At 71.5% G+C, this 1,462-nt stretch carries 3 protein-coding genes; 2 read left to right on the forward strand and 1 reads right to left on the reverse strand.

Going from position 1 to position 1,462, the window contains the following annotated elements:
• Window positions 1–345 (reverse strand): hypothetical protein (locus tag TY51_RS22965; protein WP_052650518.1); only part of this gene is annotated, 345 nt, incomplete at its 3' end.
• A 161-nt stretch (window positions 346–506) separates the two neighbouring features.
• On the opposite strand from TY51_RS22965, the gene TY51_RS19925 reads away from it, so the two are divergent.
• A complete protein-coding gene (locus tag TY51_RS19925; RefSeq protein WP_156118147.1) occupies window positions 507–1,022 on the forward strand; it encodes an RNA polymerase sigma factor in 516 nt (171 codons plus the stop codon).
• Between the two features lie 19 nt (window positions 1,023–1,041).
• The coding region (locus TY51_RS19930) for a hypothetical protein (protein WP_042253099.1) at window positions 1,042–1,462 on the forward strand (421 nt) is incomplete at its 3' end.

The following is a 1,462-nucleotide window of genomic DNA, read 5'->3' on the forward strand; positions in this document are numbered from 1 at the left end:
CAGCACGTCATAGCCCGCCGCCTGCAGCGGCTGCACGCTTTGACCGGGGGCCAGGATCACCACCATCTCGGGGCGGGGACGCGGGCGGGCCTGCCGCTGGCGCACCGGCCGCGAGACCGAGGCCCGCCCCGATCCCCGGCCAAATCCCCGGCCGGACCCCCGACCAGATCCCCGGTCCGAACCGCGACCCGACCCTTGCCCCGAACCGCGGCCCGATGATCCGCTGCCGTCGGATGCGCGGGCCGTGCCGGTCCCGATCAGCGTGGGGGCCGCATAGGCCAGTCCCGCCGCCAGACCCATCCGGGTCAGCAGCGCGCGGCGGGTGGTCGGGGCGTCCTGGGTCATCGGCAGGTCCTTCAAGCGGTCACGTCGGACTGTGGGAACGGGCGTCGGGACCATTCTATTCCCTTCGACCGGGGCGCGGCACTTTTCTTTCGCGCACGATGGAATAAAAGCGGACAGGCGTCGTTTCAGGAATGACCGATGCCGCAAGGGGGAGCCCATCCGTGACCGATGACCTGCGCGCACAGATGATCGCCCTGTTGCCCCGCCTGCGATCCTTTGCACGCGGCCTGGCGCGCCAGCACGCGCTGGCAGACGACCTGGTGCAGATCACCGTGGAAAAGGCCCTGCGGAACCTGGACGGGTTCGTGCCGGGGACGCGGATGGACAGCTGGCTGTTTCGCATCCTGCGCAACAGCTTCATCGACCATGTGCGCGCGCGTCGCGACACCGACAGCCTGGACGACGACGACGCCCTGCCCATCATGGGCCAGGACGGCCGCGAGGTGACCGAGACCCGTCTGCACCTGGCCGATGTCCGCCGCGCCATGGACCGCCTGCCCGAGGATCAGCGCGTCGTGCTGATGCTGGTCTGCGTCGATGGCATGCGCTATCGCGAGGCCGCGCTGGCGCTGGACGTGCCGCAGGGCACGGTGATGAGCCGTCTTGGCCGCGCCCGCGCGGCCTTGGCGCAGGCGCTGCAGGACGATCCCACCCTTCCGTCGGCCAAGCTGGGCTGAAGCAACAAGGCATGACCCGATGACCCCAATCGACCCCCCAACCGATCCCAACGACGAGAGCGACGAGATGCTGATGGCCCTGGCGGACGGCGAACTGGACGACATCACCGCCGAACGCCTGTGGCGGCGGATCGAGACGGACTCGGCGCTGGCCGGCCGTTTCGCGCTGTTCGCCGACACCCGCCACGGTCTGCAGGCAGCCTTTCCGCCCGAACCCGTTCCCGACCGGCTGATCGCCACGATCATGGCGGGCGCGCCCGCGCCGGTGGTGGTGCCGTTCCGACGCAGGCTGGCCGCGCGGCCGCTGGCGGGCTGGGCGATGGCCGCGTCGCTGGTGCTGGCCGTGGGTCTGGGCGGGTTTCTGGCCGGTCGCGGGACGTCGCGACGGCGGCGCGTTGCAGCAGGCGGCGGTCGCGCTGGCGCAGGTGCCGACCGGGGGC

The sequence above is a fragment of the Paracoccus sp. PAMC 22219 genome, assembly GCF_000787695.1.
GTDB lineage: Bacteria > Pseudomonadota > Alphaproteobacteria > Rhodobacterales > Rhodobacteraceae > Paracoccus.